The 23,609-nt window shown below is 57.4% G+C and carries 29 protein-coding genes; 14 read left to right on the plus strand and 15 right to left on the minus strand.

Annotation, left to right across the window (positions count from 1 at the left end):
• Positions 1–35: 35 nt before the first annotated feature.
• From LA5095_RS18155 to LA5095_RS18195, 9 genes are all read right to left on the minus strand, one after another.
• Positions 36–860: an ABC transporter permease gene (locus LA5095_RS18155; protein WP_055117461.1), complete on the minus strand. Its 825-nt coding sequence runs from the start codon at positions 858–860 to the stop codon at positions 36–38.
• Positions 853–1,620, minus strand: coding sequence for an ABC transporter ATP-binding protein (locus LA5095_RS18160; protein ID WP_055118030.1), 768 nt, complete (start codon positions 1,618–1,620; stop codon positions 853–855). Before LA5095_RS18160 ends, LA5095_RS18155 begins: the two co-directional genes overlap by 8 nt.
• A gap of 84 nt (positions 1,621–1,704) precedes the next feature.
• Positions 1,705–2,721 carry an ABC transporter substrate-binding protein gene (locus LA5095_RS18165; RefSeq protein WP_055117463.1) on the minus strand — a complete coding sequence of 339 codons (1,017 nt, stop codon included), beginning with the start codon at positions 2,719–2,721 and terminating at the stop codon, positions 1,705–1,707.
• A gap of 17 nt (positions 2,722–2,738) precedes the next feature.
• Positions 2,739–3,428 carry a GntR family transcriptional regulator gene (locus LA5095_RS18170; protein ID WP_055117465.1) on the minus strand — a complete coding sequence of 230 codons (690 nt, stop codon included), beginning with the start codon at positions 3,426–3,428 and terminating at the stop codon, positions 2,739–2,741.
• A gap of 172 nt (positions 3,429–3,600) precedes the next feature.
• Positions 3,601–5,070: an aldehyde dehydrogenase gene (locus LA5095_RS18175; RefSeq protein ID WP_082442904.1), complete on the minus strand. Its 1,470-nt coding sequence runs from the start codon at positions 5,068–5,070 to the stop codon at positions 3,601–3,603.
• Between the two features lie 9 nt (positions 5,071–5,079).
• Complete coding sequence (locus LA5095_RS18180; protein ID WP_055117470.1) at positions 5,080–6,114, minus strand: LLM class flavin-dependent oxidoreductase; 1,035 nt, start codon at positions 6,112–6,114, stop codon at positions 5,080–5,082.
• Between the two features lie 2 nt (positions 6,115–6,116).
• A complete protein-coding gene (locus tag LA5095_RS18185) occupies positions 6,117–7,040 on the minus strand; it encodes a flavin reductase family protein (protein WP_055117472.1) in 924 nt (307 codons plus the stop codon).
• Positions 7,037–7,816: an alpha/beta fold hydrolase gene (locus tag LA5095_RS18190; RefSeq protein WP_055117474.1), complete on the minus strand. Its 780-nt coding sequence runs from the start codon at positions 7,814–7,816 to the stop codon at positions 7,037–7,039. The genes LA5095_RS18185 and LA5095_RS18190 overlap by 4 nt, the downstream gene beginning before the upstream one ends.
• A complete protein-coding gene (locus LA5095_RS18195) occupies positions 7,788–8,387 on the minus strand; it encodes an amino acid synthesis family protein (RefSeq protein WP_055117476.1) in 600 nt (199 codons plus the stop codon). Before LA5095_RS18195 ends, LA5095_RS18190 begins: the two co-directional genes overlap by 29 nt.
• A 117-nt stretch (positions 8,388–8,504) precedes the next feature.
• Here LA5095_RS18195 and LA5095_RS18200 point away from each other — a divergent pair, with 117 nt between their 5' ends.
• Entirely contained in the window at positions 8,505–9,419 is a 915-nt protein-coding gene (locus LA5095_RS18200) for a LysR family transcriptional regulator (protein WP_082442873.1), read from the plus strand.
• Between the two features lie 17 nt (positions 9,420–9,436).
• On the opposite strand, the gene LA5095_RS18205 is transcribed toward LA5095_RS18200, so the two are convergent.
• The 4 genes from LA5095_RS18205 to LA5095_RS18215 form a co-directional block, all read right to left on the minus strand.
• Positions 9,437–9,820, minus strand: a complete 384-nt coding sequence (locus LA5095_RS18205; RefSeq protein ID WP_055117478.1) for a DUF6362 family protein — start codon at positions 9,818–9,820, stop codon at positions 9,437–9,439.
• A gap of 116 nt (positions 9,821–9,936) precedes the next feature.
• A complete protein-coding gene (locus LA5095_RS32770; protein ID WP_158510405.1) occupies positions 9,937–10,101 on the minus strand; it encodes a ribosome modulation factor in 165 nt (54 codons plus the stop codon).
• 162 nt (positions 10,102–10,263) lie between these two features.
• The gene (locus tag LA5095_RS18210) at positions 10,264–10,680 is read right to left on the minus strand and encodes a hypothetical protein (RefSeq protein ID WP_055117480.1); all 417 of its coding nucleotides are present in this window, start codon (positions 10,678–10,680) and stop codon (positions 10,264–10,266) included.
• Positions 10,680–11,036 (minus strand): hypothetical protein, encoded by a 357-nt coding sequence (locus LA5095_RS18215; protein ID WP_144436044.1) that lies wholly within the window; start codon positions 11,034–11,036, stop codon positions 10,680–10,682. The genes LA5095_RS18210 and LA5095_RS18215 overlap by 1 nt, the downstream gene beginning before the upstream one ends.
• A 163-nt stretch (positions 11,037–11,199) precedes the next feature.
• Here LA5095_RS18215 and LA5095_RS18220 point away from each other — a divergent pair, with 163 nt between their 5' ends.
• A complete protein-coding gene (locus LA5095_RS18220; RefSeq protein ID WP_055117484.1) occupies positions 11,200–11,925 on the plus strand; it encodes a LexA family protein in 726 nt (241 codons plus the stop codon).
• 154 nt (positions 11,926–12,079) lie between these two features.
• Positions 12,080–12,403, plus strand: a complete 324-nt coding sequence (locus LA5095_RS18225) for a hypothetical protein (RefSeq protein WP_208992753.1) — start codon at positions 12,080–12,082, stop codon at positions 12,401–12,403.
• Positions 12,404–12,434: 31 nt separating this feature from the next.
• On the opposite strand, the gene LA5095_RS18230 is transcribed toward LA5095_RS18225, so the two are convergent.
• A complete protein-coding gene (locus tag LA5095_RS18230; RefSeq protein ID WP_055117488.1) occupies positions 12,435–13,190 on the minus strand; it encodes an IclR family transcriptional regulator in 756 nt (251 codons plus the stop codon).
• Between the two features lie 178 nt (positions 13,191–13,368).
• Here LA5095_RS18230 and LA5095_RS18235 point away from each other — a divergent pair, with 178 nt between their 5' ends.
• The 11 genes from LA5095_RS18235 to LA5095_RS18285 all read left to right on the plus strand — a co-directional run bounded on the left by LA5095_RS18235 (position 13,369) and on the right by LA5095_RS18285 (position 22,926).
• Positions 13,369–14,208, plus strand: a complete 840-nt coding sequence (locus LA5095_RS18235) for a cyclase family protein (protein ID WP_055117490.1) — start codon at positions 13,369–13,371, stop codon at positions 14,206–14,208.
• A gap of 66 nt (positions 14,209–14,274) precedes the next feature.
• Positions 14,275–14,622: a cupin domain-containing protein gene (locus LA5095_RS18240; RefSeq protein ID WP_055117491.1), complete on the plus strand. Its 348-nt coding sequence runs from the start codon at positions 14,275–14,277 to the stop codon at positions 14,620–14,622.
• Entirely contained in the window at positions 14,622–15,422 is an 801-nt protein-coding gene (locus tag LA5095_RS18245; protein WP_055117493.1) for an SDR family NAD(P)-dependent oxidoreductase, read from the plus strand. The genes LA5095_RS18240 and LA5095_RS18245 overlap by 1 nt, the downstream gene beginning before the upstream one ends.
• Positions 15,423–16,349, plus strand: coding sequence for a 3-hydroxyacyl-CoA dehydrogenase family protein (locus LA5095_RS18250; RefSeq protein ID WP_208992754.1), 927 nt, complete (start codon positions 15,423–15,425; stop codon positions 16,347–16,349).
• Positions 16,350–16,391: 42 nt separating this feature from the next.
• Positions 16,392–17,678: an ABC transporter substrate-binding protein gene (locus LA5095_RS18255; RefSeq protein ID WP_055117495.1), complete on the plus strand. Its 1,287-nt coding sequence runs from the start codon at positions 16,392–16,394 to the stop codon at positions 17,676–17,678.
• A 64-nt stretch (positions 17,679–17,742) separates the two neighbouring features.
• On the plus strand, positions 17,743–18,471 hold the full coding sequence (locus LA5095_RS18260) for an ABC transporter ATP-binding protein (RefSeq protein ID WP_055117496.1): 729 nt from the start codon (positions 17,743–17,745) through the stop codon (positions 18,469–18,471).
• Complete coding sequence (locus LA5095_RS18265; protein ID WP_055117498.1) at positions 18,458–19,168, plus strand: ABC transporter ATP-binding protein; 711 nt, start codon at positions 18,458–18,460, stop codon at positions 19,166–19,168. The genes LA5095_RS18260 and LA5095_RS18265 overlap by 14 nt, the downstream gene beginning before the upstream one ends.
• A gap of 85 nt (positions 19,169–19,253) precedes the next feature.
• On the plus strand, positions 19,254–20,117 hold the full coding sequence (locus tag LA5095_RS18270; protein WP_055117499.1) for a branched-chain amino acid ABC transporter permease: 864 nt from the start codon (positions 19,254–19,256) through the stop codon (positions 20,115–20,117).
• On the plus strand, positions 20,117–21,139 hold the full coding sequence (locus LA5095_RS18275; RefSeq protein WP_055117501.1) for a branched-chain amino acid ABC transporter permease: 1,023 nt from the start codon (positions 20,117–20,119) through the stop codon (positions 21,137–21,139). Before LA5095_RS18270 ends, LA5095_RS18275 begins: the two co-directional genes overlap by 1 nt.
• 9 nt (positions 21,140–21,148) lie before the next feature.
• Entirely contained in the window at positions 21,149–22,087 is a 939-nt protein-coding gene (gene kce / locus LA5095_RS18280) for a 3,5-dioxohexanoate:acetyl-CoA acetone transferase (protein ID WP_055117504.1), read from the plus strand.
• Positions 22,088–22,113: 26 nt separating this feature from the next.
• Positions 22,114–22,926 (plus strand): glutathione S-transferase family protein, encoded by an 813-nt coding sequence (locus LA5095_RS18285; RefSeq protein ID WP_055117506.1) that lies wholly within the window; start codon positions 22,114–22,116, stop codon positions 22,924–22,926.
• A 49-nt stretch (positions 22,927–22,975) separates the two neighbouring features.
• Here the strand turns inward: LA5095_RS18285 and LA5095_RS18290 are convergent, their stop codons facing one another.
• The gene (locus LA5095_RS18290; RefSeq protein ID WP_158510406.1) at positions 22,976–23,455 is read right to left on the minus strand and encodes an RNA polymerase sigma factor; all 480 of its coding nucleotides are present in this window, start codon (positions 23,453–23,455) and stop codon (positions 22,976–22,978) included.
• Positions 23,456–23,609: the final 154 nt, after the last annotated feature.

A 23,609-nucleotide genomic window follows, 5' to 3' on the forward strand; every position in this document is an offset into this window, starting at 1 on the left:
CCAGATATTGTGTTGAGCGCGTAGAAGATGTTTTTTCAAATTCTCCAGCCGAGGAGCCGTTTTTCCAGGAAGCCGATCAACGCACTGACGAGAACACCCAGCAGCGACAGGATAACCACACCGGCAAACAAACGCTCCAGATCGTATAGCGACCCGGCTTCCAGAATATAGGCGCCGATGCCGTATTCCGCGCCCAGCATTTCCGCCGCGACCAGAAGAATGATCGCAATCGCAAGGCTGATGCGCAGTCCCGAGAGAATACCCGGCATCGCGCCGGGCAACACGATCTTGCGCACGATCGAGGACCAGGAAAGCCCGAAACTCTGTCCCATGCGGATCAGCGAGCGATCGACATTGTCCACCGCGCCATAGGTCGCAACCACGGTCGGCGTGAAGGTACCGAAGGCGATCAGCGCGTATTTCGAGCCCTCATCGATGCCGAACCAGATCACGAAAAGCGGCAGGAGCGCAATCTTGGGGATTGGAAAAATAGCTGCGACCAGCGGCACCAGTCCCGCCCGGGCGTAGGAAAACAGCCCGATCAGAACACCGATCGCAATTCCGGTGCTCGCCCCGAGTGCCGCTCCGATAACAAGACGGGTCAGCGACGGCTGCAGATGCTTGAACAGAAGACCGCTTTCCCACAGCTCTCGGAAGGTTGCCAGCACATCTGTCGGCTTGGGCAGCGTCAACGCGGAAATCCAGCCACTCTCGGTGCCCCATTGGACCATCGCGATCAGGACGACGAAAACCGCGACACCGACCCAGCGCAGTGACCTGGGTGCAAATCCGCCGCCACGGAACCGCACTTCGATCGGCCCGTCACCATCACGTTTTTTTCCCGCCCCCGTGTCAGCCATCGATCAGTTCCTCGTCCGCAGCTCGCGCTTCCTCGCGCATGAGTTCCCACAGAAGGTCGTGTTTGCGCTGACAGACCGGGTCGCCGGCCCGGCGCTCACTGATCGGTGTATCGATGCTGATAATTTCCCGGATCCGCCCGGGACGGCGCGAAAGCACCACGATCGTATGGCCAAGCCGCACGGCTTCAGCCAGGTTGTGCGTTACATAGACGGCGGTAAAGGGCTGGCGCGTCCAGAGGGCGACCAGGTCGTCCATCAGCAATTCGCGTGTTTGCGCGTCGAGCGCCGAGAGCGGTTCGTCCATCAGCATGACGGCCGGGTTGACCGCGAGCGCACGGGCAATGGCCACTCTCTGCTTCATTCCGCCGGAAAGCTGCTTTGGAAGCGCATCGGCGAAATCGGCAAGTTTGGTGCGGTTCAGCACGTCATCGATGATTGCCTTGGAGCGCTTGCCGCGAATGCCGTGATCCTCCAGCACAAGCGAGACGTTGCCCTTCACGGACCGCCAGGGCAGCAGTGCAAAATCCTGGAACACGAAGGTCAGCGGGTTGAGGCTGTCGGCAGGCGGTGCGCCGACTTGAAGCACGCGGCCGTTGCCGGGCCTTTCAAGACCGCCGATCAGACGCAACAATGTGGATTTGCCGCATCCCGATGGACCGACCAGACAAACGATTTGTCCCGCGGGGATGTCCAACGAGATATTTCGCAGCACTTCGGTATGACCATAGTGATGGCTGATGCCGTCCAGTTTGATATCCATGCCTACCCGATAGCTGCCTGACAACATGCCCGCATGAGACGAAACGGCGGCCATTTTCGGCCACCGTTCTCGCTGCGTTGATGCTCAGCCTTCGTATGTTTCGACGTAGCTTCCGTCGACCAGTGTGTCGAGCGTGATGTCCTTGCCGACCAGGTCTTCGGCCTGGAACCACTCCAGCTGGTCGCGCAGGGACGCAATGTTCAGCTTGGAACCTTCGTTTATCCGCATCGTGCCGTTGATGATGGACGGCGCAGCCTTTTCGCGCGGACGGTCGGTGTAGACGTATTTGTGGATCAGATCGACCATCTCGTTGACGCCGGCATCGCCACCGGCCTTGTCGATCATGGTCGAGTTGTAGTCGCTGACTCCCTTGCCGAACCCGGTCAGGAAGTCTTTGGTCTGGTCGCGCTCGTCGGCGGCATTCTTTGCCGAGGTGAAGACCGTCGTCACCTGGTAGCCGGGAAGGTAGTCCGAGATATTTCCGATAATGTGAACGGCACCTGATCCGGCCAGCGGCTTGGCAATATGCGGCACGATCGACCAGGCATCAATCTGCCCGGATTTGAGTGCCCCGATGATTGCGCCAACCTTTTGCAGCGGCTTGAAGGACATCTCGACGCCCTCGGCCTCGGCGACTTTCGAGCCCATGTAGTGGAAGGACGATCCAGCCGTGGACATGCCGAACGTTTTGCCACCGAGCTGCGAAGGTGACGTGAGGCCAGACTTGAATGCTGCATCTGACGCCAGGATTTTCTGGCCATCAATGCCCTTTTCTTCGCTGAGCGCACCGCCGATCACCTTGATTGCGCCCTTGTCAGCGAGCGAAACCAGGCCGCCGGACACGGCAGTTACCGCATAGTCGACATCGCCGGACGCGATCGCCACGGCCATCGGCTGCGCCGCCTGAAAGAATTTCAACTCGACATCAAGGCCCGCATCATTGAAGTATCCGCGTTCAAGTGCAATGAAACTGCCGGAATGGGAAGTGAAGCGCAGCGCGCCCACCACGATCTTCCTGTTCTGCGCAATGGCCGGTGCGGCCAGGCTCGTCACGGCAGCTGCCCCCATCAGGCCAAGGGTCTGGCGTCTGTTGAATTTCATCTTTCAATCCTCCCGTTTCATTGCGTTCTTGCTGTTGTCTTGCCTGCACCGAGATCGGCGCGAATGTCTTCTTCAAGCAGCGCGAGTGCACTCACCTCGTCCCGGCTGAGAACGGCTCTTTGAAGCCTCTCCAACCGGTCTGCTCGTTCCAGAAAGTCGATCCGGCCTTCACGCAAGAGCGCAAGACGGAACCGGCGCGACTGATTGTAGAATTTTCCGGCGACCTGGATGAGCCGGCGCGAACCACAAGCGGACAAAAGTGTTTCCGATGCTGCGCGGCAGGCTTCGTCCCATTCCAGCGCGGTGATATCCTCGGGTTGCGCGACGACGGCTGCTTCCGCGCGGCTGAGCGCATGAAAGGCGGCAACCACTCTGGATTCCCATGCGACATCCCCGCGTTCCATCGCCCGCGACAGACCAAGCTTCTCGGTCTGGATCCGCATCAGCAGAATGTCTTCCAGATCTTCCTGCGTTGCGGACATCACTCGAAACCCGCGCTGGCTGGTCGCCTCGACCAGACCTTCCGCCGACAGCATCCTCAACGTCTCGCGCATGGAGTGGTTGGACCCGCCATAGGCTTGGCGGAGCGCTTCGATTTTCAATTTTTCGTCCGGGGGAAGAACACCGAAAGAGATGTCGCGGCGGATCGCCGAGGCGAGCATGGCCACAACCGTCTCGTCATCACTATTGCGTCCACCAAAAAGCATTCTGTGCCTTAATTACGAAAAAGTTGGATATTTTTTCGATAATCGACAAAGCTCTGTCAAGTGCAACACCACATGACACCGGCACTATCTGGATTGCAAATTAAGCTTTCGACAGATTGCTTGGGGATCGTGCCGCCGTTCGCTCTAAAGACACGAACAGCGACGGATGATATCAGCGCATCACGAACGGATTGCTCATGGGTGCTTCAGACATGTTGATCCAGGTCGTTTTGGTCCGTGTGTAATCCAGGATCGCCTCTAGCCCCGCTTCTCTGCCATATCCGGACTGGTTGAACCCACCGAAGGGAGCGATCGGGGAAACGGCCCGATAGGTATTCACCCAGCAGATCCCGGCCCTCAGCCGAGAAGATACGCGGTGGGCCCGCGCCACATTCTGTGTGAAGACACCCGATCCAAGGCCATATGGCGTATCATTTGCCAGTGCAATTGCCTCTTCTTCGGTGTCGAAAGGCAGGAGTGACATGACGGGACCGAACATCTCGACCTGAAGTGTCTCGGTCTCGGGCGTTTTGCATTCCACAAGCGTCGGAGCCATGTAGTTGCCAGGCCGATCAAGCGGCGCACCACCGAACCGTATCCGGGCTCCTTGCGATTTGGCTGCCTCGAGGGTCGCCCCGATCTTTTCTACCTGTGCGCGGGTGCAAAGCGGTCCGACATGGGTCGACGCCGCAAGTGGATCGCCGACGACAATGCCTTCCGACTTCTCGGCTATTCGTCTTGCCAGTTCTTCGAAAACCGGTCTTTGAACCAGTCCGCGGGTGCCGGCGACACAGCTCTGTCCGGACGCACCGAAATTGCCGGCGATCAAACCGTTGGCGGCCCCTTCAAGATCCGCATCCTCAAACACAAGAATGGGAGACTTGCCGCCGAGCTCGAGCGTGGTGACCGCAAAATTTTCCGCAGAATTGCGCACCACGTGCCGCGCGGTTTCTGGGCCGCCGGTGAAAGCTACCCTGTCGACATCCTTGTGCCGTGTCAGCGGAATGGCGCAATTTTCCGCGTCCCCCGTGATCACCGAAACGACGCCGGCCGGGAAACCAGCCTCTTCGATCAGCCGCGCAAATTCCAGCATTGGCGCCGGAGCGATTTCGGAGGCTTTCAACACCACGCAACATCCGGCTGCCAGAGCCGGTCCGAGCTTGGTTGCCGTCAAAAACATCTGGGCATTCCAGGGAACGATCGCAGCAACGACACCGATAGGTTCGCGACGTGTGAACACATGCATGTCAGGCTTGTCGATCGGAAGAACCTGGCCTTCGATCTTGTCTGCAAGGCCTGCGTAGTAGCGGTAGTAGTCACCGACGTATTTTGTCTGGCTGGCGGTTTCGGCGAGCAACTTGCCGCTGTCGGTGGTTTCGATTTCACCGATGTGAGCAGCACGTTCCTCGATCAGTTCTGCCAACCGGTAGAGCAGCTTGCCGCGCGCCGTCTGGGTCATGTCCCGCCATCCGGGATCAGCCAGCGTGCGCTTGGCGGCGGCAACAGCCCGATCGACATCCTCAGCTGCTGCGCAGGCAAATGTCGCCCAGTCCTGCCCTGTTGCCGGGTTTTGCGACGACATCACCTGTCCGGTACGTCCATCCGTCCAGCTACCGTCGATGAAAAGCTGATAATGCTGCATCATGTCCTCTCAGCCGAACGCCGGCATTACATCGTCGATGAAGCGGCTGAGCGACGCGCGCTTGCGCTCCGCGCTCATGCCGCTGTCGATCCAGAACGAAAACTCGTCATAGCCGAGGTCCTCGTAGCGCTTGATCCGGTCGATGACCTCACTCGCCGTTCCGATCGTCAGGTCCCTGGCAAGGTTCTCCGGCGCCATCATCTGGTTCGCCGCCAATTCCTCATTCGAAAGCTCGGCGATCAGGCCTTGCGACACCGGGCGCTTGTTCTGGAACCATGCGCCAAAGTAACAGTAAAAACGAGAGAGTTCCTGCGTTGCTCTGAGAACATCATCGCTGTCGGAGCCGACATAGGTGTGATGCAGCAGCATGATTTTGGGCCTGGGCCCACCCCAGGACGCGCAGGCGTCGTTGAACCGGCCCATCAGCGTTTCCACTTCATCATGCCCCTGCCATAGGGGCGTGACCTGGATATTGAAGCCGTTGTGAACACCGAATTCGTGACTGTTCGGATCCCGCGCGGCAATCCAGATCGGAGGTCCGTTTTCCTGAACGGGTTTCGGTGATGAGGTGCTTGCGGGAAAATTGAAGAACTCTCCCTCGTGAGCGTAATCTCCTTGCCAGAGCTTTCTTAGGAGTGGTGTCGTCTCGCGCATCCTCTGGCCGGCCTCCCAGGCATCCATTCCCGGCATCATCCGCTCGTATTCGTAGGAATAGGCGCCCCTGGCAATTCCAAGTTCGATCCGGCCGCCGGTCATCAGGTCGGCCGCGGCCGCTTCGCCGGCCAGTTTGATCGGATGCCAGAACGGAGCGACGATCGTGCCGGTTCCCAGCCGCACATTTTTTGTGAGGTGCGCGAGGTCGACCAGCGACAGGAACGGGTTGGGGGCTATGGTGAATTCCATGCCGTGATGTTCACCGGTCCAGATCGCCCGCATGCCGCCATCGTCGGCCGTCCTGCAGAGCGCCAGAAAATCCTCGTAGAGCTTCGCGTGCGGCTCGTCCGGTGACAACCTCTCCATGTGAGCAAAAAGGGAAAATTCCATGGTCAGGCCTTTTCATTCAGCCGGTGGGTCTCGCCTGAGACCAGATCACCGAGATAGAGATTGAAATTGCGTGTCCGGGCCTCCTCCGCAAACCGTTGCAACATACGTGCGGTCGCGGACGAACTGTATGTGAGGCCGGCAAGGTCGGAAAACGGAATGCGTTCATACTCGCTGACCGGATTCACGGAAGTCGCTTTGCCAAGCAGGTAGGCAAAATGGACTTCCTTCGACCGGTCGTCGAAGACAGAAAAAACCGGTCCAAGTTCAACATCGATTCCCAGGTGGCTCAGCTCTTCTTTCAGGCACTCCCTCAGGGCGGTCCGGTCAGGCGCAATGCATTCGGGCAGCCGGTAGCCATCCGGCGATGGCTTCAGCAGAACGCCTCCTTCAACCTCAATGAGCGCACCGCAGATATTCTTCCTGGCACCTGGATCACGCGCCTGATGCTCCAGGCCGAGACTGAAGAATTGCCCCCCTGAATATCCAAGTCCCCGTCCCTCACCCTGCCGGAATTCGGTAACTTCACCAATGAGAACAATATGATCGCCGGCCGGTATGACTTGATGGGTCCTGCAGGAAAACGCCGCGATCGCACCGTCTATCACCGGCACCCCGTGTGAGTTTGATGTATGAGCCACCCGTGCGAACCGGTCGCCCTTGTAACCGGCAAAGGTGTTGGCAACATCTTCCTGGCCTTCGCTCAGAACGCTGACAGAGAAATTCCTGCATGCGGAAAACACATTGAAGCTCGACAGGAACTTGCCAGGGCACACCAGCAATAGAGGCGGGTTAAGGGAAACCGAGGAAAAGGAGTTCGCGGTAAAGCCGACGGGAGTGCCATCTCCATCCAGCCCCGTAACCACGGTAACACCGGTCATGAACCGCCCGAAGGCATCCCGCAGGTCACGCGGATCGATTGCACTCATGATTGGCATCCTTCTGCGAAATCTAGCAGGACACGGTTCACTTCCGACGGATGTGTCATCGGCATCATGTGGGCCGCCGTCTCGACAATCCGCGCCGTACCATCGGGAGCAAGACCGGCCATTGCGCGGCTCATCGCCGGAGTGGAGTTCGGCTCGCGGCCACCCGTCATGAAAAGAGCCGGACATTGCAACGCTTTGAGCATCGCGTCGCGTGGACCGTCCTCATCGGAAAAGACAGAATAGGCGGTGCGGTACCCACCTGGATTCACATCGGAAAGCCAGGCATGGCAGGCATTGCGTTCCGGGCACTGCGCCTCGCCGAACCAGCGGGAGAGCGTGGCAGACGGATCGGAAACACTGACGCCATCGAGACCCGCAGCGCGTGCGCGCACCGCAGCCTGCGCTGCTCCGCTTCGCATGTAGATTGCGTTCAGGGCGGCAACGCCTTGAACCTGCCCCGGATATCGCGAGGCCAAATCCAGCGCGATCATGGCGCCCATCGAATGTCCAACAACAACAGCCGGCCGGTCCAGCAGGCTGGCGATCCGGTCGCCATAAGCCTGCAATGCCGGCTCACCTGGCAGTTCTGCGCTGCCGCAATGTCCGGGCAGGTCCGGAGCCAGTATTTCGAAACGTTGGGACAACGCGGCAATTTGCGCGTTCCAGGCCTCTGCCCGAAGGCCAACACCATGGATCAGCAGAACGCGGGGCCCTGACCCCGTCGATACAAGCGCAAGACCGCCCGTCTCAGACCGCTGCCGGGTTGTCCACATCATGGCCCATCTCTTTGAGGTCCTGATACCTGTCGCCAATTCGGTGAAACGGCCGGCCGGTGGTCGCGCCGCCAAGCACGACGACGATCTCGTCAGCACGCGGAGCGTCGGGAATTGCGAATTGTATGGTCAGATAGTGAGACCTCCGCCCGGCATCGTTCTTGTCCATCAACGGAACCATGATCGGCGCGTTGGCGGGGCCGCGCGTGTTGGTGAATGCCAGATATGACTTTGCCCCGACTGCTTGCCGGTAGTAGTTGCCGAAGCGCAGCGTATGGATCAGGCCGGACGCGTGCTCCACCTCTCCATCGAGCCCGACGACCGCGGCCTTGCCATAGGCCTCGATAGCATCTCCGGTTCCGGCCAGTTTGATCATCCGTTCCGTCATCAGGCTGCCAAGAACCGGCCCATAGGCCTGGATTTCCGGGGTCAGGTCCTCGACAAAACGTCCGGCCCAGGGGTTGCGGACCACAGCCGCCACCGCAAACATGCGCCAGGGCGTATCCGTTTTTTTGAAGCCTTCGGTCAGCACTTCCTCGTCAAAGGTCACAATTTTCCTGATGTCAGGATCCATTCCCGTCCTCCGTTTGCCCCTCCAGGCTGATCAAACCACTATCGAACGCCTTGACATTTGGAACAAACGAATGATTTTCAGCCTTAGGTATTAGTGCAACTTATAGGTAACTTGACCATGGCACGCACACTGCCACCCTTGAACTGGTTTCGCGCGTTCGAATCCGCCGCCAGAAACCTGAGCTTTACGGCGGCAGCGGATGAAATCGGCATGACGCAGTCCGCAGTCAGCCAACAAGTCAAATCTCTGGAAACTCGTCTTGGCGTCCTGCTTTTCGAACGCAAGGCGCGGGGTCTTGCCCTCACAGATCATGGTCGCCGACTGCTGCCACAAGTGGATACCGCACTGGCAACACTGACCAGCGCGACCGGCGCCTTCGTGGCTGACCAGACTTCGGACTTGCTCACGGTTTCCGCATCAATCAGCGTCATCCAGTGGGTCATCGCCCCGATGCTCCCTGAATTCACCAAATGCCACCCGGATGTTGTGCTTCGGTTGATTGGTGCCGTGTGGCCGGATGAATTCACGCAGACCGCAGCTGACGTCGAAATTCGTTTCGGGTCCCGAAAACAGGCAGGGTTTGACGCCGAACTGCTGGGGTCCGACCGACTGATTGCCCTGAAAGCCCCCAATCTGAAGGGTAAGATCGAAAATCTGCCGTTGATCGAAGCCGTCGGAACCTCGGACGGCTGGAAACCTTGGGCGGTGGCAGCCGATGTCGCGCCGTTGTCGCCATCCTTGTTCGTGGATAGTTACGGACCTGCCCTTCAGATCGCTATTTACGGCAACGGTGCATGTCTCGTTCACAAACTCCTTGCGACCGCGCCGATGCAGCAAGGCTTGATTGAACAGGCTCACCAGGTCTCGATCGCGGCCAATGAGAGTTATTTCCTTACGGTAAAATCGAAAACGAAGGCCGCCCTCGCCTTCAGGGACTGGATTGTCGCATCTGTGAGCGGTGATGATACGGCCGGCAGTTCCAGGAAGCAGGCCGGATTTCAACCGGGCGACCTTTGCGATCTCCCCGGTTGAAGGAAACCAATCGACAGTCAGACCGCCGTTTTGAGCCGGCAAGCCAGGTTTTGCAATATCACGCGGTTCCTGCTTGTGACGGTACTCCGCTTCCAGCCGTATTTCTCGCATATCCTGCTGAATTTTCCGCCGCCGGCCTTGCACATAACTTCAAACTGCAGCGCCCGGCGACTGTCCGGATCTTCAATCAGAGAAAACCAGGTCAGGGCTTCCTCTGCACGCGATATCTGATGTGGCGGAAACGTTTTCTGCCGCCGCGCAATCTTTCTCCGGTAATCCGGCCAGGCGGAAAGAATGGACCTGGGACCATCCCCCTTGCCCGTCACGGCGACCACTTCAACAGCCTCGATCAGCCGCTCCAGAACCTGATCAGGAACCACGGATAGATTGGCTTCACACATGTCTACGATCCTTTCTGCAAGCTGGAATTCATAAAACCCGGAAGGTGAGCTCTATTCCAACTTGAAGATCGCCGATCGTACCGGATATCCGGTCGGTCGACATTGGCGAGCCGTCGTTAATCTGCGTTCGATTCCCGAGCCTTCTGATACCCCTGTTCCCAGAACTCGAAATAGTCGGCCTGACGCGGATAGGGGTTGTCGGTCTGCGACTTGCCCTTCTGGTATGCCTCCACGCCACGTTCGAAGGCATGGACCTGCGCTTTTGTCTGATACGTATTCATTTGCCCCACCGACGATTGCAAGGATTTGCCTCCGGCAACCGCCCTTTGTCTCCACCGGCCGCGCAGCACTCCACACCAATAGCGCGACTTTTTCCAGGCGCTCTACACAGCCAGTGATTGAAGAAGAAAATGTAGCCAACTTTCCCTGCATGACAACCATCCTCACGCCGCTTTCCCCCGTATTTCCACCCTGATTGATCGATCAAGTTCGTATGAAAGCAACACAGCGAGAGTGATTGTCAGCGCGCTCGGGTTGACTTCTTTTGCTCGTGTCAACAGGGCTTCGAGATCAAACCGATCGAAACACGTTACGAACGTCGGTTGTTCGACCAGATCAGGCTTGTTCAAAACCAGCCAGGAAACGGCTGTCAGAACCGGCGCGGACCAGTTGCCGCGGTTGGAGGGTGTATTGATCAAGCCAAGTACCAGGCGAAGATGTCCTGCACCGTGTTTCCTCAGCAAGGTGTCGCAGGTGCGCCTTGCCTTGGACTGGTGCGGACCTTCGATGCGCTTTGCGGCTGATACGAAATGAATACCGAATTCAGCCGCAATCCTGTCCACCTGCCCACCTGACGTCATCAGCGGCCCTCCGTGGTGTTTCCGACTTCATGTTGCAGGGCGGCAAAAGACGCTTCGGCTCTTTCTCGTGCACTCAAGCTAAGATGTTTATGTTTTGTTCTCATGATTTTCCCGACTTCGGAACGATCCTTGAATTCGTGACGGCTTCTTTCTGAACCGCCCTGATGTCGTTGCCTGGCCACATCAGTGGATTTCAGCTCCGATCTCAAACAACGCAACTCCAGCGTCAGCAGGCGGGTTCGCGCCTTTTCCAACGCATATTCATCCTCCAGGCGCGCGCACGGCCGTTCGGCGCGCAAACGGCAGTGAGCCACTCGATCCATGGCTTCCTCGATTTGCTCTTTAAGTCCGTTCACCAATTGGTCCTCTTGCATTGTTGTTGAACAAACACTTCCCAGCTTCCTTTTGCCTTTCGTAGTCAGTCAAAATATCGTACGTATATCACGTACACTTGTCAACGCAGAATTCATACGGTAAAAGAAAAAAGGACATCATGAACAACTTGCGGCACCCGGCAACATGGACGAACAAGAACGATCCCTTCATCACAAGCTTCAGAAACTGAAGGAAAGGTCGAGCCTCTCCCTTCGGGCGATCGCTCGTGAAATGGGATATTCCCAGGCCTCGTCTATTCAGCGTTACTTTTCGTCTGACTATCCGGAAACTGGCTTGCCTGCGAATTTCATCAGCAAATTACTGGCTGTCCTTCCCGGCAGGGGCGACCCCGCGATCACTCGCGAAGAAGTCCTCGCGCTTGCCGACGGTTCGGTTGCCGAGATTCAGCGCAAGACGCCGGACCTGCCGAAAACAGGCGTCCCCATCGTCGGCGAGGTCGCAGCCGGGCTTTGGATGGAAGCGGCACTTTTCGAAACTGAAAATTCATTAGAATCAACAATATCCTATGATATTCGCTTTCCCGCCCAGTCGCAGTTTGTTGTCAGGGTACGCGGGGAGTCCCTCAATAGAATTGCAGGCAATGGTGATTTGCTTTTGTGCGTTGACTATCTCGCCGCAGGAATAGAACTGAAGGAAAACGACCTCGTATTGGTCGAGCGCTCACGCGACAATGGCATGACCATCGAACGCACAGCCAAGCGCCTTGTCAGCCTGAATGGCCAATCAGAATTGATGCCGGAGTCGGACGACCCGAGATTTCAGGACACGATCTTCTACCGGGAAGGTGATGTTGACCATACCGAGGTCAAGATCAAGGCCAAGATAATCATGGTCTTTAAGCCACTCTGATTTGGACAAACAGCTCTAAAAACCGCTGGATGCACGGGAGTTCCAGGTTCAAAGCCATGCGCCTGTCGTACGCATTCACGTACATATTCATTCAAATTCCTTGCTTTGTACGTATTTTGCGTATAAACTGAAATTGATTTGAAGGAGGCACATGATGAAACTCAATCTCGATACATCCTTTTTCTCTGTTGTTTGCGAACTAGGGAGGACCTTGTACACGCCAGAGCTCGAGTTGGCCGACATGCACAAACGTCAACTCGTGGAAGACATCAAGACCGGACAGCTCGAACAGGTCAGAGCGATTCTGGAATTCAATCCGGTCGAGGGTTGGTGCAGCGACATCACCGAGGACGTCCTGTCAGCAGCCTTCCCGGATATGCAAGACAGCGACAATGACCCGGCCGGGGAAAACGTCGGCTATCGCAACGAACGAATTGACGGCCAACTGGCAGGCGTGGCGCGCCGCATTGCGGCCTGATCACGAACAGTTTTGAGGGGTTTGCAAATTGTCAAACCAGCTTTGCCACCGCCTCGCGTGCGCCCAGAAGCTGCTTGGCCAGACTTTCTCGCAATCCGGCAAATCGATGTGAGGGAACCGGCACGGAGATGGCATAGACCAGACCGACAGGGTCCTGAAAGGCAAATCCGGCTGCCGAGATACCTTGTGTATGCTCATCCAGATCCCAGGCAATACCTGTTTCCCTGATGTCTTCAATCTCTTTGAGAAAGTCGGACAGCGGACGCTGACTTTGGCCGGCATTCTTCAGCTCGCGGCTGGCAATTGCAACGACACGATCATCTTCAAACAAGGACAAGGCAGCCTTGCCGTTTGCCGTATCCGTCATCGGAAAGACCTCGCCGACCGCAGAAACGGTCCGGAGCCGATGCGTACCGACGACCTGATCCAGGAACACCATATGATCGTCTCGTAAGACGGCAAGATCCACCGTCTCCTTTGTCCGCTTCGCGAGATCCGTCAGAACAGGATGAACAAGTTCCGTCATGTTGACACGGCCGGCCGCGGCGAGCGACTGAATTTCCGAACCGAGACGAAGTCCACCTTCAGCGGATGAGGACATGACGAGGCGTTCCGTAAGAAGGGCGTTGACGATCCGCTGTACCGTAGAGCGGGGCAGATGTACACGTTCGGCAATCTGCCCCAGGCTTAGTCCCGTGTTGTCGTTTTTTAAGACTCGCAGAATTTCGGCTGCCCGTGAAATAACCTGAACACCTTGATTTGTCTGTATTTTCTTTTCTGATTCCATCGTCAAAACCACTTTTTTGCCCCCTCCAACCGGACCCCGGATTCGCCTTTCTGCACAGCGCTGAATGCAGCATATAGGTCAAATTCTGGTCTATGTCGAGATTTCCTATTGACCGCATTATGATGCATCTGTACCGTTTAGCAATACAGTGATACACTGACTGACGGGAGGAACACATATGTCAGTGACTATTCGCGGCATCGAGTTTCAGGAAAACCTGAACAATGATATGGGCGTTGAATTCTACAACCTGTCCCACCGCTACGGCTTTCAGTGCCCGAACTGGCCCTATTTCCAGGATGTCCAGATCGACCGGAAGCACTACATGGCGAAATCAGGCGTGCTCTCACAGACCATCACGACGACGATGCACGTGACCACGCATATTGATGCGCCTGCACACGTCGTTCAGGGCACACCCTTTATCGACGAGGTTCCGTTGCCGCATTTCTTCGGCTCCGGACTCGTGGTCTCGATTCCCAAGCAAAAGTGGGAGCAGATCACCGGCGACGATCTGGAAAAGGCTTGCGGCCATGCCATCCGCAAGAACGATGTGCTGATCATCAACACCGGCTGGCACAAGCAGTATGAGGACGGTGACTACTTCGCCTATTGCCCTGGACTGGTTCCCTCGGCTGCCGACTGGATGGTCGAGAAAGGCGTCAAGGTCGTCGGGCACGACACCCAGGCCAATGATCACCCGTTGGCAACGGCAATCGGACCGCAACGGAACGGGCCGATCATGCCGCACCTTGAAGCCGAATACCTTGAATGGTCAGGCGGTCGCGACTGGAAAGACGATTTTCCCGAGTGGGAACCGGTTCACAACACGCTCTTTTCCAACGGCATTCTCGGCATTGAAAATGTCGGCGGTGATCTTGATGCGGTCACCGGAAAACGCTGCACATTTGCCTTCTTTCCATGGAACTGGGATCGCGGAGACGGCTGCATCATTCGTCTCGTCGCAATGATCGATCGCGGGCAACAGTACCGCATAGAGCCCGGCGAAGAGTTCTGATTACCTGAAACAACAGGACCGCCAGGCAACCCTGGCGGTCTCTATTGCCGCGTCTGGGAGGAAGCGATGCACGTAAAGCGTTTTGACGACGCACAGCCATACGAGGCGCCCAATCACAGGGGCGTGGTCGGCTTGCGCCTTCAGGGATTTGAAGATGGTGGTCCGGAAAATCAATGGATCGGCCTGAGCCAGTTTCTTCCGGGCGGTGGCGCCGGACCGGATTCGACCCCGTTCGAGAAAGTTTATGTCGTCCTGGAAGGTGAAATGACCGTCCTGGTCAATGACGCCGAAACAGTGCTGAAAAAATACGACAGCTGCACGATCGCACCGAACGAAGTTCGCTCAATCGAAAATCGCTCCAATCACGTCTGCACGATGCTCGTCGTCATTCCCTACCCGCCGGAGGCAAATTGATGGCTGATGTCTGGACCCATCCGCTCGAATTGTTCGATATCAAGGGCAAGGTCGCCCTTGTAACCGGTGCCACAGGCGCTTTTGGCGCGGTTGCTGCCAATGCGCTTGCGGGCGCTGGTTGCGATCTCGTGCTGGCGGCGGGAAACAGTGATGCACTCGAAAAGATCGCCGGAGAATGTCGCGCCAAGGGCGCGGCAGTCGAGACGGTCAACAAACGTCCTTCCAGCGCGGAAGTCTGCGCGGAAATGGTTGAGAATTGCGTCGCTCATCATGGCTCTCTTGATATCCTTGTTGTCGCATCCGGCATGAACAAGGTTGCCAAAATCAACGACCTGACCCCGGAAGACTTTTCGAACGTCATGGAAGCAAATGTGACCCAGTCCTGGCTGCTGGCGCGTGCTGCCACCTCGCAGATGATGACGCAACCGCAAGGTGGCAAGATCGTTCTGGTATCATCGGCCAGGGGCCTGCTGGGCCATCCCGCGGGATACACGGCCTATTGCGCGTCGAAGGCGGCCGTGGACGGCATCACCAAGGCCCTCGGCTGCGAACTGGGTGCCGACAACATCACGGTCAATGCAATTGCACCGACCGTTTTCCGATCTCCCCTCACGGCCTGGATGTTTGAAGACGACGAACTGGCAAAGGGTTTCCGGGACGGCTTTCTCGCCCGTGTCCCCAAAGGTCGCCTTGGCGAACCGGAGGACCTCATCGGTCCGCTCCTGTTCCTGTCTTCCAGGGCATCGGACTTTTACACAGGGCACATTCTCTATGCCGATGGCGGCTACACGGCGGGATAGATGATGAAGGACACAAACAACATTGCGGTCCTGGGCGCCGGGCTCATGGGACATGGAATTGCGCTCACATTCGCTCGTGCCGGTCACAACGTTTTTGTCTACGACGCTTTTCCTGCCAGTCTCGACTCACTGCAGGAGCGTGTGCGCGCCAGCTTGACGGCACTCGGTTTGGCTGATCACGAGGCCACCGAAGCCATCGCCCGCATCACGCCCGGAACGGAACTCGCCGAATGTGTAGCCAACGCGGACGTTGTCTTTGAGGCAGCTCCGGAAAAACCCGAACTGAAGCGCGCCTTGTTCGCCGATGTCGAGCGCTTTGCGTCAAAAGACTGCATTTTTGCATCCAATACATCCGTAATCCCGATCACAACGATCATGGCGGATCTCAAGGACCGCTCTCGGGCACTGGGAACCCACTGGTGGAACCCGCCGCACATGATCCCGCTGGTCGAGGTGATCCGGACCGAATGGACATCGGACGCAGCACTGACAGCAATGACGGATCTCCTGGCGTCGGTGGGCAAGACACCGGTCCGCGTCGAAAAGGACGTTGCCGGTTTCATCGGCAACCGTCTGCAGCATGCCATGTGGCGCGAGGCGATCAGCCTTGTTGAAAACGGCGTTTGCACCGCCGCTGACGTCGACACGGTCGTCAACACAAGCTTCGGCAGACGGCTGTCGGTCCTCGGGCCGATGGCAAATGCCGACCTGGTCGGCACTGATCTGACGCTCGATATCCATGAAAATGTTCTGGCCGATTTGGACAATCGGCCGAAACCTTCCCCTTATTTGCGCGATCTTGTGGAGGCAGGAAAGCTCGGAATGAAATCGGGAGAGGGTTTTCAGAGCTGGACGCCTGAGGAAGCGGACAACGTCCGTCAGCGCGTCGCGGTTCATTTACGGAAGCTTGAAACCATCTTGAGTTGATGTGCCTTGCGACCTTGATCAGCGCATCTGGGAGGAAAGACGATGACGCTAATGGGAAAAAAATTCGGTCTTAACCGCCGCCACTTCATTGCCGGCGCCACGGCCGGCCTGGCAGCTCCGGCAATCCTGACAAGAACCAGGGCATATGCCGCTGATCCGGTCATCCGGATCGGTCATGTCAGCCCCCGCACCGGACCATTGGCCGGTTTTGCGGAAGCTGATGAATTCGTTTTGGCCGGCATCGAAAAGGCGCTCGCTGGTGGTGTTGAAAACAACAACAAGTCGTACAAGATCGAGATCATTTCCAAGGACAGTCAGTCCAACCCGAACCGGGCTGCCGAGGTCGCTTCCGAACTGATCCTCAGTGATGAAGTCGACATTCTCGTCGGCGCGTCGACACCCGATACGACAAACCCGATATCGGATCAGGCCGAGCTCAACGAGGTTCCCTGCATCACGACGGACTGTCCCTGGCAGCCATACTTCTTTGGTCGGAACGGCGACCCGGCCCAGGGGTTTGACTATACGTACCACTTCTTCTGGGGACTGGAAGACGTCATCAAGGCATTCCTCGCCCTCTGGGAAGAAGCAGGTGTCGCCCGCAAGGTTGGCGGTTTGTTCCCCAATGATGCGGACGGCAACGCCTGGGGTGACGACCAGCGCGGTTTCCCGCCCGCCCTGATCGGCAGTGGTTTCGAGCTGACCGACCCGGGCCGGTACCAGCCGCTGACAGACGATTTTTCCACTCAGATCTCGGCCTTCAAGGAGGCCGGCTGCGAGATCGTCACCGGCAACATGATCCCGCCCGACTTCGCAACCTTCTGGTCCCAATCCGCCCAGCAAGGATTCCAGCCAAAGGTCGTTACAATCGGCAAGGCCCTGCTCTTTCCTTCCGTTATTGAATCTCTCGGTGACCGCGGCGACGGACTGACTTCCGAAATCTGGTGGACGCCCGATCATCCTTTCTCGTCCTCTTTGACGGGTGAATCCGCCCGGCAGCTGGCGGACGGATATGTCGCGGCATCTGGCAGACCCTGGACCCAGCCGATCGGATTCAAACACGCGCTTTTCGAGGTCACAACGGACGTCATCAGGCGCACTGCTGATCTCGACGACCCGAATTCCATTCTGGAAGCCATCCAGGCAACGGACCTGCCGACAGTCGTCGGTCACGTCAACTGGGGTTTCGGTCCGGTCAAGAATGTCTCAAAGACGCCTCTCGTTGCCGGACAATGGCAGAAAGGCGCCAATGGAATGGAACTGGTCATTACGTCAAATCACAGTGCGCCCGAAATTCCCACCACGGGCAAGCTGAAACTGCTGTCGTAACGAACCTCCGGCGCGCGGCCTTTGGCCGTGCGCCGTCCATCTTTGTTCCAGTCAAGGGATCTTCATGGCGCCCGTTCTTGAATTAAGGGATCTGTCCAAGTCGTATGGCGCTATAACAGTGGCCGACAAGCTCACCTGTCAGCTCGAACACGGTGAAGCGCTTGGCGTGATCGGTCCCAACGGTGCCGGCAAGACATCCATGTTCAACCTGATCACCGGAACGGTCCGGGCGGATCACGGACAGATACTCTTCGACGGCGATGAAATCACCAGATTGTCCGCCGCCAGAAGGTGCCGCTCAGGCATCGCGCGCTCCTTTCAGATCCCGCAGCCATTCGCCGGGATGACCGTATTCGAAAACGTTCTGGTCGCTGCAACCCATGGCGCCAAGATGCCGGCCCAACAAGCTGACGAATATTGCCTTGAGATGCTGCAACTCACCGGCCTGATCGACAAGGCGAACGATGTTTCAAGCTCTCTTACGCTGCTTGGCCGCAAGAGACTGGAGCTTGCGCGCGCACTTTGCGCCAAACCTAAACTGCTGCTGCTGGATGAGATCGCGGGAGGCCTGACGGAAAACGAGTGTCTGTCTCTTGTCGAGACCATCAACACAATCCGTGCCACCGGAATATCGATCATCTGGATCGAGCATATCGTTCACGCCCTTCTATCGGTTGTCGACCGGCTGATCGTCATTGATTTCGGACGGAAGATCGCCGAGGGCGATCCGAAGGAAACAATGGCTAGCCGCGAAGTTCAGGAAATTTACATGGGGGTGGATGCCGATGCCTGAGGCACTTCTGTCCACCCATGGACTCAACGCCCACTACGGCGATTTTCAGGCCTTGTTCGGTGTCGACATCAACATTCACGCTGGCGAGGTAATCGCGATCATCGGGGCAAACGGTGCAGGCAAAACGACCCTAATGCGCTCAATCACGGGATTGCTCGCCAACAGGCCCGACATGGTCACCTACCGCAATACTCCGATCGGCGCGCTGCGGGCGGACCAGGTAGCCAGGACAGGCATCGCGATGGTGCCGGAGGGGCGTCAGTTGTTTCAGTCGCTTTCCGTGGAGGAAAACCTGATTATCGGCGGCCAGATCGGACGCAAGGGTCCCTGGGAACTGGAAAAGGTGTTCCGGCTCTTTCCGATCCTCAAGGAGCGCCGCGCCGTTCCCTCAACGGCACTATCCGGCGGCCAACAGCAGATGGTTGCGATCGGCCGCGCACTCATGTCGAACCCGGAACTCATCCTCTTCGACGAAATCAGTCTGGGTCTTGCCCCGATCATCATCAAGTCGATCTACGAGGTCCTGCCGGACATCATCGGCGAAGGCATGAGCGCCGTCATCGTGGAGCAGGACATTGCCAAGGCCTTGAGCGTCGCCGGCAGGGTCTACTGCATGCAGGAGGGCCGGATATCGCTGGAAGGCCGCTCGAACGAACTGACGCGCGAACAGATCAGCGCCGCCTATTTCGGAGTCTGAAACATGAAAGCACAGACCACCACGCCAGATTGGCAATCCACATTCCCGGACCGGGTTCCTGACATTTTCTCAAAAGGTCTCTGAAATGGAATGGATCAACGCAATCGTTCAAGGGGTCCTTCTTGGCGGTCTGTACGCGCTGTTCGCAGCAGGGCTGTCCCTGATTTTCGGTGTCATGCGCCTGGTCAATATCGCCCATGGCGATTTCATTGTCCTGGCTGCGTTCCTGGCCCTGTCGACCACCAGCGCGCTCGGTGTTAACCCGCTTCTGACGCTTGTCATCGTTGTGCCTGTCATGGCGGTCATCGGATATGTTTTGCAACGCGGAGTTCTCAACCAGACCCTGGGCGATGACATTCTGCCGCCACTGCTGGTGACTTTCGGCCTGTCCGTGATCATTCAGAACGGGCTACTCGAAATCTACAGCGCTGACCCTCAAAAAATGAACGCAGGCGCAATTGAAACCGCCAGCCTTGCGCTTCCGGGGAACCTGAACGTCGGAGTACTGCCCCTTGTCATGTTTGGCGTGTCGGTTGCGGTGATTGCGGGTCTGCAGTGGGTCTTTTATCGCTCAGCGCTCGGACGGGCCTTCCGTGCCGTCTCCGACAAGCAGGACATCGCTCAGCTGATGGGATTGAACAAGGCTCACGTCTTTGGTCTTGCCATGGCGCTTTCGCTCGCGGTTGTCGGCATTGCCGGTGTCTTTCTCGGCATTCGCACCAGTTTCGATCCTTCGATCGGGCCAGGCCGTCTGATCTTTGGCTTTGAAGCGGTCATCATCGGCGGTCTCGGCAACCTGTGGGGCACCATGATCGGTGGCATCATCCTTGGTGTCAGCCAGAATATCGGCGCCCAGATCAATCCGGGTTGGCAACTCCTCGCCGGCCATATCGCCTTCCTGATCGTGCTCGCGGTGAAACCGCGCGGCCTGTTTCCACGGATCGACTGATGACCTCAGCAAACTACACGATATCGAGATCATCTCCCGCAAGCCGCTTTGCAGCGGGGATAGGCATTCTGGTGCTGGCCGCATTGATTGCGGCTCCCTGGTGGGCCGGTCGGGCGGACATGCGCCTGTTGAGCGAGATCTTCCTCTATCTGTCCCTCGCCTGCCTTTGGAACCTGCTCGCGGGATACGCCGGGCTCGTTTCCGTCGGACAACAGGCGTTTGTCGGTTTCGGTGGCTACATGCTCTTCGCGCTGGCAATGTTCGCCGGCCTGTCTCCGCTCGCTGCAATCCCGATCGCGGGTCTGCTCGGCGCGCTTGTTGCCATTCCCGTCGCTGTCCTGATTTTTCGATTGCGCGGCGCCTATTTCGCGATTGGCACCTGGGTGATTGCGGAGGTATTTCGGTTGAGTTTCGCGCAGGTTTCCGCCCTTGGTGGAGGATCCGGCACAAGCCTTCCAGTGGCGATCGTCCGCTCCATGGCATCCAGCCGCTCCATGCGCGAAGCAACAACCTACTGGTTGGCGCTGGGCATGGCCGCAATCGTGATCGCCGTCATCTACCTGCTCCTGCGTTCCCGCAACGGCCTGGCTCTGACCGCCATCCGGGACAGCGAGGTCGCTTCAAACAGCTTCGGCATCGACATCTGGCGTCACAAGTTCTTTGTTTACGTCATCGCCGCCGGTCTGACAGCTTCGACGGGAGCGCTGATTTTTCTGCAGAAACTGCGCATCTCCCCTGACGCCGCGTTCAGCGTAAATGACTGGACGGCGTTCGTAATTTTCATAGTCGTCATCGGCGGCATCGGCACGCTCGAAGGTCCGATTATCGGCGTCATCGTGTTTTTTCTCCTCCGTGAGACGCTTGCAGACCTGGGCACCACCTATCTCCTGATCCTGGGACTGGTTGCCATTGTCGTCATGCTGAAGGCACCAAGAGGCATTTGGGGCTTCGTCAAGGACAGGACCGGCATTGAATTGTTCCCGCTCTCACGTCGAGTTGTTGAAGAAAAATCGGACAGTTAGGAAGCGAAGATGGCCCGCAAACGGAAAAAGACAATCATCACCTGCGCCATCACCGGCGCCATCCACACCCCGACAATGTCGGAAGCGCTTCCCTTTACCGCGGAAGACATCGCCGATCAGGCAATCGAGGCGGCCAAGGCCGGTGCCTCCATCCTGCACTTGCATGCGCGCAATCCCGAAAACGGATCCGTCTCAATCGCACCGGATCACTTCAAGGCGTTCCTGCCGGTGATCAAGCAGGCAACGGACGCGGTAGTGAATGTCTCGACCGGCGGCAGCCTGGTGAACACCATGGAAGAGCGGATCGCACCCGCCAAATGGGCATCACCTGAAATGTGCTCGCTCAACATGGGGTCGATGAATTTCTCGTTCCATCCGATCGCGGACAGGATCAAGGAATTCAGATACGACTGGGAAGAAGCCTATATCCGCAACTCCGAGGGCTACATATTCAGGAACACGTTCGCGGACATCCGCTTCGTCGCCAACGAACTTGGCGGAACGCATGGCGTCAAATTCGAGCATGAGTGCTACGATGTCGGACATCTCTACAATCTGAAATTCTGTATGGATGCCGGCCTGTTCAAGGCACCCGTCTTCATCCAGTTCATCTTTGGCATTCTGGGAGGTATCGGACCTGACATCGACAATCTCATCTTCATGAAGCGCACGGCAGACCGGTTGTTCGGTGACGACTATCAATGGTCCGTTCTTGGTGCGGGTGGTGCGCAGATGCCCTTCGCGACCACCGCGAGCCAGATGGGTGGCAACTTGCGGGTCGGCCTGGAAGACAGTCTCATGATCGCACGAGGCCAACTGGCCAAGTCCAATGCCGAGCAGGTCACAAAGATCAGGCGCATCGTGGAAGATCTTGGTTGCGAAGTCGCGACCCCGGACGAGGCACGAGAGATGCTGTATCTGAAAGGCGGAGACCGCGTCGCGTTTTGATATCGCTGCGGAAGGAGAAAAAGCAAATGCCGGAGATCGAACCGAAGGAACGGTATCTCAAGGACCTTGAAGGCCTGCATTTATGGCATGCCCCGATGTCGAGTTGCTCACAGAGGGTCCGCATCGTGCTCGCGGAAACGGGCAAGGACTACACCAGCCATCTGATCGACCTGGCCGGAGACGAGCATGCGTCACCCGAATACCAGGCGATACACCCAAAGGGACTGGTCCCGGCCTTTGTCGACGACGGGCGGCTCTTCATCGAGAGCGTCGACATCATCCAGAGGATCGCCCAGCCCGGCTCCGATCTTGCCAATTCCACTTCGCAGGACCTTTTGCAGTTGGCCGACAAGGCCCAGGTCGATCTGAAGCTGCTGACGTTTGAATTTCTGTTCAAGGGCGTTGAACGCAGTTCGAAGGAAAGTTTCGATGCCTTCCAGGAAAACCATCAGAATGAGTGGCTCAAGCAGTTCCGCCGGGACTACAAGGCAGGATTCGAAACATCCCGCATCGATGCAGCGGTGACGCGGACCGACGAAGCTTTCAGGATACTGGACGATCGGCTCTCGGATGGCAGGCCGTTTCTGGCAGGTGACACTTTTTCATTGGCCGACGTCGCCTGGATGCCGAATGTCCACCGGTTCAGCCTCATGGACTGGCCCTTCGAGCGGGTACCGAACTTACAATCATGGTTTCGCAGGGTTGCCGGCCGTCCGAGCTACAAAAAAGCGCTCCTCGACTGGCAGAATGAAAAAGTGGCCGGAGCATTTGCGGAATACACGGGCGAGCGCCGGATCAACGGTACAGACATCCGGGCATTCGGCAGCTTGAGCGGTTAATGTCGGCCGCTCAAGCCTTGATATGGCTATGGCAAATCGAGCGGAAAACCTAGGCCGCCAATGCCTGACGCGCCCGGGAAAGACGACTTTTCACCGTCCCGACAGCGACGCCCATCTGGCTTGCGATCTGATCATGGGACAGGCCGGAGAACACGCACAGCTCTAGAACATCCCGTTCCTCAGGTCGAAGACCTTCGATGCTCCTGGCGACATCGCCCAGTTCGACATATTTTTCCTGCGCCGGTGCAAACGAGGCTTGCTCGTACCACTCCTCTATCGGGACGTGATGTCCCCGGCGTTCGGACTTTCGGTATTCGTCGAGTTGCGCATTGCGGACTATGGCAAACAGCCAACTCCGCAACTTTGTGCCGTGAACAAATTGGTGCCGGTTGCGCAATGCGCGTTCAAGCGCCGTTTGCATCAGGTCGTCCGCCCCTTCCGTCGTGCCGGCAATCGATCGTGCGAACCGCCAAAGATGTGGAATTTCCGACTGCAGGTCCTGTGTGAAACTGTTTTCCATCCGGGTCATCTCGCCCTCCCTTGAGGCTGCTTGGGTGACCCGCATGTAATGTTTACTGCCAAACTATTTTATGGACTTCAAAGCAAGTTCATCATGAGTTGATAGCCAATAGAAAAAACCACGATCACATAAGTGTTTACAAGTTTGTTACTTGAAGTGAACA

Origin of the sequence: Roseibium album, assembly GCF_001404515.1 — a bacterium.
Taxonomy (GTDB): domain Bacteria; phylum Pseudomonadota; class Alphaproteobacteria; order Rhizobiales; family Stappiaceae; genus Roseibium; species Roseibium album.